This is a genomic window from Nesterenkonia ebinurensis (genome assembly GCF_008711175.1).
In the GTDB taxonomy this organism is placed as follows: domain Bacteria; phylum Actinomycetota; class Actinomycetes; order Actinomycetales; family Micrococcaceae; genus Nesterenkonia; species Nesterenkonia ebinurensis.
The window spans coordinates 365996-372398 of sequence record NZ_VWNF01000021.1 but is presented as its reverse complement, the minus strand read 5'-3'; the positions used below and the strand labels follow the sequence as shown (position 1 = coordinate 372398).

The 6403-nt window shown below is 63.7% G+C and carries 6 protein-coding genes and 1 pseudogene; 5 read left to right on the top strand and 2 right to left on the bottom strand.

The genetic code is table 11. The features are described from left to right. A pseudogene (locus F0311_RS09290) lies at nucleotides 1-276 on the bottom strand (inositol-3-phosphate synthase); the annotation flags it as partial. 47 nt (nucleotides 277-323) lie between these two features. Between F0311_RS09290 and F0311_RS09285 the strand changes: the two are divergent. After that, a complete protein-coding gene (locus tag F0311_RS09285) occupies nucleotides 324-1754 on the top strand; it encodes a glycosyltransferase family 87 protein (protein WP_150461639.1) in 1431 nt (476 codons plus the stop codon). Here F0311_RS09285 and F0311_RS09280 read toward each other — a convergent pair. Then, nucleotides 1670-2050, bottom strand: a complete 381-nt coding sequence (locus tag F0311_RS09280) for a DUF4333 domain-containing protein (protein ID WP_150461638.1) — start codon at nucleotides 2048-2050, stop codon at nucleotides 1670-1672. The two genes, F0311_RS09285 and F0311_RS09280, sit on opposite strands and share 85 nt — an antisense overlap. Nucleotides 2051-2273: 223 nt before the next feature. Between F0311_RS09280 and F0311_RS09275 the strand changes: the two genes are divergently transcribed. Genes F0311_RS09275 through F0311_RS09260 form a run of 4 tightly spaced genes read left to right on the top strand, consistent with a single transcriptional unit; the run spans nucleotide 2274 to nucleotide 6373 of the window. Continuing rightward, nucleotides 2274-3206, top strand: a complete 933-nt coding sequence (locus F0311_RS09275; protein WP_150461637.1) for an ABC transporter ATP-binding protein — start codon at nucleotides 2274-2276, stop codon at nucleotides 3204-3206. Next, on the top strand, nucleotides 3203-4063 hold the full coding sequence (locus F0311_RS09270; RefSeq protein WP_150461636.1) for an ABC transporter permease subunit: 861 nt from the start codon (nucleotides 3203-3205) through the stop codon (nucleotides 4061-4063). The genes F0311_RS09275 and F0311_RS09270 overlap by 4 nt, the downstream gene beginning before the upstream one ends. A 13-nt stretch (nucleotides 4064-4076) precedes the next feature. Further along, nucleotides 4077-5549 (top strand): sensor histidine kinase, encoded by a 1473-nt coding sequence (locus F0311_RS09265; protein WP_150461635.1) that lies wholly within the window; start codon nucleotides 4077-4079, stop codon nucleotides 5547-5549. Continuing rightward, nucleotides 5546-6373 carry a response regulator transcription factor gene (locus F0311_RS09260; RefSeq protein WP_150461634.1) on the top strand — a complete coding sequence of 276 codons (828 nt, stop codon included), beginning with the start codon at nucleotides 5546-5548 and terminating at the stop codon, nucleotides 6371-6373. Before F0311_RS09265 ends, F0311_RS09260 begins: the two co-directional genes overlap by 4 nt. Nucleotides 6374-6403: the final 30 nt, after the last annotated feature.

Genomic DNA, 6403 nt, shown 5'->3' with positions numbered 1-6403 from the left:
ATCCACACTGGTATAAGGAACCTCAGCGATCTGGATGGTGTTGTTCTCACTGGCCAGGATCGCCTCAGAGAGATCCTTACCCACCTTCTTATCATCAACATCAAAGGCAGCCACGAACTGAACATCACTGATGTGATAATCACCGAACTGCACATGCATCAACCCCGGCACATCCTGATCAACAGGGGCATCCCTGTAGTACTCCACGCCCTGCACCAAAGACGCCGCGCAATTACCCACGCCCACCAGGGCCACACGAACCGGGTTCTCTGACAATCTGGTCTCCTTCGATCAATGCAACCTATCCATCATAGGGTGGTTAGGTGAGCCGAACAGTTCAGCCGCTGTCCGCAGCCGATCCGACATTACGCTATTTATCGGACCGGTGGGGCGGTCCTGCCGGCAGCCGGCTGCGCGCAGCCGGCAGCGGGTTCTGGAGCATCACCCGGATCCTGATGGCGATGACCGCCCTCGGGGTCCTGCTGGCCTTGCTGGCCTCCCAATACTGCCGGATCAACGGCTGGGGCGGCATCGGAGTCTACCACTGGGGCTGCTACTCCGATGTCTCCGCGCTGTGGGACTCCCGGGACTTCGCCCAGCACCCCTGGGCCCCGTTCCATGAAGATTACTCCACCTTCGAGTACCCAGCCTTGACTATGCTGCTGGCCTCTGTGCTGGCGGTGCTTACGCACGGCATCGACAGTCAGCTCGGCGGCACCCTGCTGGACTATTGGCAGGAGCGCACCGGACTGCTGTATTGGGATCTGACCTTCCTGGCCGCAGCCGCCGCCTGGTTTCTGCTTACCTGGGCGGTGATGAAAACCGCCGGGACCCGACCCTGGCATGCGGTGGTAGTTGCGCTCTCCCCTGCGCTCATCTTGGGTTTGGGCATCAACTGGGATATCTTCCCGGCGGCAGCCCTGGCAGTGGCGGTATTGCTCTGCCTGCGTCGGCAGTGGCTATGGGCGGGAGTGCTGATGGGGATCGGGGTCTCGTTGAAGCTCTATCCGCTGTTCCTGCTCGGAGCCGTCTTCACCCTGGCTCTGCGTGCTCACTGGAAGAAGGAAACCGGCGAGGAGGCGGTCAGATGGGGTGATTTCGGCAGGCTTGCCCTGGGCGGCGGCGTCGCCTGGTTGGTGCTGAATCTGCCGGTGATGCTGGTCAGCTGGGAGTCCTGGGCCCAGTTCTGGGTGTTCTCCGCCGAGCGCGGGGCCGGCTGGTCCTCCATCTGGCAGGTGACCGGTGTGCTCAGCGGGGAGCATATGAGTGCAGAAACGGTGTCCTTCTGGTCTACTGGGCTGTTTGGGCTCAGCTGTGCGGCGGTGCTGGCGATCGGGCTGACCGCCCGCGAGCGCCCCGGGCTGGTTCAGCTGCTGCTGCTGATCGTGGCGGCATTCATGATCTTCAACAAGGTCTACTCCCCGCAGTTCATGATCTGGCTGGTGCCGCTGATCGCCTTGGTCGGGCTGAAACTGCGCGATGTGATGATCTGGCACGGATTCCAGATCCTGCACTTCTGGGCGATCTGGATGCACCTGGCTGCTCAGATCAGCGAGGCTGACCCGCAGCATCTGTTCGACGAAAAGCTCTACGTGGCCGCAGTGTTCGGCCACCTGCTCTCCACGTTCTACATCTGCGTACTTGTGGTGCTGCGGATCTACCGCGGAGATCAGTCCTCGTCCTCGTCGTCAGCGTCCTCATCCTCAAGGCCGTCGTCGATGTCGAGGTCATCATCACCGTTATCAAGTGAGTAGTCCGGGATGTTCACCTCGTACTCGATCTCGTTGCCGTCTACGCTGACAATCTCAATCTCAGCGGTGCCGGAGCCGTTCTGGTCGCTCATCGGGCAGCTGATGGTCTCACCCACCTCAGCGTCAAGGTCTCCGTCGCAGTCCACCTCATGGGGGGCGTCCTCGGGGAACTGACTATCCAGGTCCCGCTCCACATCGGACTCGATGTCGGATTCGGCCCATGTGTTTCCGCAGGCTGCGGTCAGGCCGATGGCTCCGGCTGCGACCAGGGCGGTCAGTGCGTGCTTCATGCGGGGCATGGTGTTCCTCCATCAGTATTCGGACTTGTACAGGGCTTCCGTTCCCTCTGTTTTGGATGCGATCACTACCTCACAAAACTCATCTGAACACATACTGATAATCAGCTGGAGTTTTTCATGACGCTCGCCGCGGGTTCCTCACCGCATCCCCCACCAGAGGATGAGACCAGGATCAGTCTGCGGGGGGATGTGCTCAGCCTGTAGACCTAGAAGACTAGAGCCCATGATCACAGCAGAGAATCTCACCAAGAGATACGGCTCCAAGACCGCCGTGGACGGCATCAGCTTCCAGCTGGCCCCAGGCAAGGTCACCGGCTTTCTGGGCCCCAACGGCTCCGGGAAATCCACCACTATGCGGATGGCCGTCGGCCTAGACAGACCCACTACTGGCTCCATCACCATCGGCGGCAAGCCCTTCGCGGCACACAAGGCACCGCTGCGCACCGTGGGCGCGGTGCTCGACGCCGGGGCCACCCATCCCGGCCGCACCGGTCGCTCTCATCTGCGGGTGCTGGCCGCCACTCACGGCATCAGCGCCAAACGCGTGGAGGAGGTCATTGAGCTCACCGGCCTGGGTGAGGCAGCGCGTAAGCGCATCAAGGGCTACTCCTTGGGCATGAACCAGCGGTTGGGCATCGCCGCCGCCCTGCTGGGCGATCCCGCCGTGCTGATCTTCGACGAACCGGTCAACGGCCTGGACCCAGAAGGCGTGCGCTGGGTACGCAGCATGGCCCGCCAGCTGGCAGTCGAAGGCCGCACCGTATTCGTCTCCTCTCACCTGATGAGCGAGATGTCCCAGACCGCCGATCACCTCATTGTGCTGGGCCGCGGCAAGATCATCGCCGATGCCCCCATCGCCGAGCTGCTCAGCTCCGAAGAACACCGAGTGCTGGTGCGCACTGAACAGACCGCAGACCTGGCCAACGCCCTGACCACCAGCGGGGTGAACATCGAGCATCTGGATGCCGAGACCCTGCAGGTCACCGGACTGGATCCGCGCAGCATCGGGCGCCGCGCCCTGGAGACCAATATTGTGCTCCACGAGCTGACCCCGCAGCACTCCACCTTGGAGGATCAGTACATGAAACTCACCGGCGACCATGTGGAATACCGCTCCGGTGGACAGAAGCAGGAGAAGCAGGAGGCAGCACGATGACCCCCAACCTCAATACCGCCACCGCTACCCCGCCAAAGACCTTCCAGGTGGACCCTACCCTGCCCGGAGTCAGTTTCCTGGGCACTTTCCGCTCCGAGTTCGCCAAGCTCAAAGCCCTGCGCACCAGTTGGTGGCTCTCCATCCTGACCATCGGCCTGAGCGCCTTCATCGCTGGATCGGTGGCCATCTCCTACCAGCGGTTTTCCGATGAGTTCCCCTCCAGCGCCCTGGATGTGGCCGTGCAGGGCCAGACCGGCAGCTACTTCGCGATGATTCTGCTGGGCGCTCTGGGTGTCATCGCAATCACCACCGAGTTCACCACCGGTGCCATCCGCTCCTCGCTGACCGCAGTCCCGCGCCGCACCACCCTGCTGGGCGCCAAAGCCCTGGCCCTGGTGGCCTGGACCGGTCTGACCACCGCGATCATGATGCTCTTGTCCCATGTGCTCGCCGCAGTGATCACCGACCCACTGGGCTTGGGGGATATTGTCACCGACGGGGAGATCGCCCTGATGTACGCCAAGACCTGGCTGGTGGTGGTGCTCACCGCGCTGCTGGGTTTCGGCTTGGGCGCCCTGCTGCGCAGCTCCGCCGGCGGCATCGTGGTGCTGGCCTCGATCCTGTTCGTGGTCCAGATCGTGCTGAGCATCCTCTACGGAGTCACCAACGAGGCCGCCTGGGTGGAGACCCTGATCAAGCTGGAGTACATGAACCTGGTGGACGGGTTCATCAACGAGCCCAGCCAGTACAGCTTCTTCCCCGCGCTGGAGACCGGGCCCGCACTGCTCGGCCTGCTGGGCTGGACCGCAGTGCCGGTGGCGCTGGGCTGGCTGAGCTTTACCCGCCGCGACTCATGATGAGATAGGGAAGGTGAGTAACACTACGACGCCGTCTCCGGGGCAGACTGCCCATGGGGGCGGCGTCGTGCCCTTCTCCACTTCTCATCAGGGAACCGAACAGCCCCAGGTCACCCCGGAGATGTTTGAGCGATGGGATGAGCTCGGACTGGTGCGTAAGCCCGGGATCCGCGGTTGGTTCCGTAGGCACCCCGGATGGATGACCGCGGTGGTGGTGGGCTTCTACCTGCTCTACAGTCTGTGGATCTTTCCGGTGGCCTTGGCTGATCTTGGCGCAGATGCGTGGTGGCTGCTGCTGGGCTACGCGGTGATCTCCGCGGCACTGTGTTTCCGGCACCTGCGCCCCTTGGCGGTGCTGGTGCTGGTGACGCTGTTTGAATCAGCCATGCTCTACCTCTACCCCTGGCAGGGCAGCCAGCTGATGGGTCTGTGCTTCGCCGCCTATGCGGTGGCCTACCACTACGGCCTGCGCTGGGGACTGGTTGCAGCACTGCCGGCCTGTGCGCTGGGCTACAGCACCTTGCTCCTGGCGCAGAGCTGGATCGAACAGCATCAGGGCAACTTCTGGGCCACCTACTACCAGAACCAGGGGATGGGCGAGTTCGAGGCCCTCGTGGTGATTGCGGTGATCATGGTGTTCATGGTCTGGATCTCCACCGGCATCGGGGCGGCGGTGCGTCGCGGGCATAAGCACGAGCGCGAGATCCTGGACTGGGCCCGGAAGTCCCATGAGCTGGCCCAGCTGGGTGAGCGCAACCGGATCGCCCGGGAGATGCACGATGTGGTGGCCCATTCACTCTCGGTGATGATCTCCCTGGCCGACGGTGCTCGCGTAGTGGCCAAGCGCGATTCCGAGCGTGCTGCCGAGGTGATCGGCGAGGTCTCCTCCACCGGGCGCAGTGCTCTGGCCGATATGCGCCGGGTCATCGGGGTGCTGCGCAAGGGCGATCAGGTGGAGCAGGCCCGTCGCCCGGTCACCGAGTCTTTGGATGGGCTGTTCGAGGGATTCCGCCAGGCCGGGCTGCCGCTGCAGGTTCAGCAGTCCGGCCCGCCGCTTCCTGAGGATGCCGCCTTCGGCCTCACCGTGCACCGCATCCTGCAGGAGTCGCTGACCAATGTGCTGCGCTATGGCCGCGGGGTCAATCAGGTGGATGTGGTGGTGGAGCACATCCCCGGCACCGACCAGACTGCCAGCGAACAGCTGAAGGCCCAGGGCTTCTCCGAGAAGGAACAGCGGGCGCTGGGGCTGACCGGCGAGCCCCAGGTTGTCATCAGCGTCACCGACGACGGCGTACCACCGGCTCCCGGATCCCGGCGCGAGTCGGTAGGCTCAGGGCTGGGCATCCAGGGCATGCAGGAACGGGCCAGCTTCTACAACGGATCGGTCTATGCCGGACCCGGCAAGCACCGCGGTTGGATGGTGCGTGCCGTGCTGGAACCACCGGCCGGCACCAAACCGACCGCCATCAAGGAGGGAACCGAATGAGCCAGAGCCCGGCTGCTGAACAGATCAAGGTCATGCTGGTTGACGATCAGCACCTGCTGCGGATGGGCTTCAAACTCATCCTCGAGGAGGAGGACGACCTGGAGGTGGTGGCCGAGGCCGGCGACGGCGCCGAGGCCCTCAGCACCCTAGAAGCACTGGGCGAGACGCGCCCCGATGTGGTGCTGATGGATGTGCGGATGCCCACCATGGACGGCATTGAGGCGACCCAGCGCATCGCCGCAGAGTTCAGCGACACCAAGGTCATCATCCTCACCACCTTCGATCTGGACGAGTACGCCTTCTCCGGGCTGCAGGCCGGGGCTTCTGCCTTCCTGCTCAAGGATGTGGAGCCGGAGGACCTGGTGGACGCGGTGCGTGTGGTCGCTTCCGGGGACGCGGTGGTTGCCCCGCGTATCACCCAGCGTCTGCTGGAGGTGTATCTGCGCAAGGGCGGACAGGGCACCACACCGCCCGGCTTGGTTTCTTCAAGGTCGGAGGGTGCTGGTGCCCGATTGAGCCGAGAGAACACCGGTACCGGCGCCGAGTCTTCGGAGGTGATTGAGGCCTCGGCGCAGCGGCAAAGCACCGGCGCCCAGATCGCAGCCGCGCTCGATGACGGTGTGGTGCGCGAACCGCTCACCGCCCGGGAGACCGAGGTGCTCTTCGCGGTGGCCGAAGGGCTCTCCAACGCCGAGATCGCCGCGAAGTTCTTCCTCTCCGAGGCTACGGTGAAGACCCATGTGCGCCGCATCCTGACCAAACTCCAGCTGCGCGACCGCGTCCAAGCTGTCGTCTACGTCTATCAATCAGGCCTCATCGAGTAGCCCACCCACAACCATCGTGAACCCGTACGT

What these genes read in the sequence shown, in the direction of transcription:
- F0311_RS09280 (WP_150461638.1), bottom strand. Translation starts at nt 2,050, where the DNA reads ATGCCCCGCATGAAGCACGCACTGACCGCCCTGGTCGCAGCCGGAGCC.
- F0311_RS09275 (WP_150461637.1), top strand. Translation starts at nt 2,274, where the DNA reads ATGATCACAGCAGAGAATCTCACCAAGAGATACGGCTCCAAGACCGCC.
- F0311_RS09270 (WP_150461636.1), top strand. Translation starts at nt 3,203, where the DNA reads ATGACCCCCAACCTCAATACCGCCACCGCTACCCCGCCAAAGACCTTC.
- F0311_RS09260 (WP_150461634.1), top strand. Translation starts at nt 5,546, where the DNA reads ATGAGCCAGAGCCCGGCTGCTGAACAGATCAAGGTCATGCTGGTTGAC.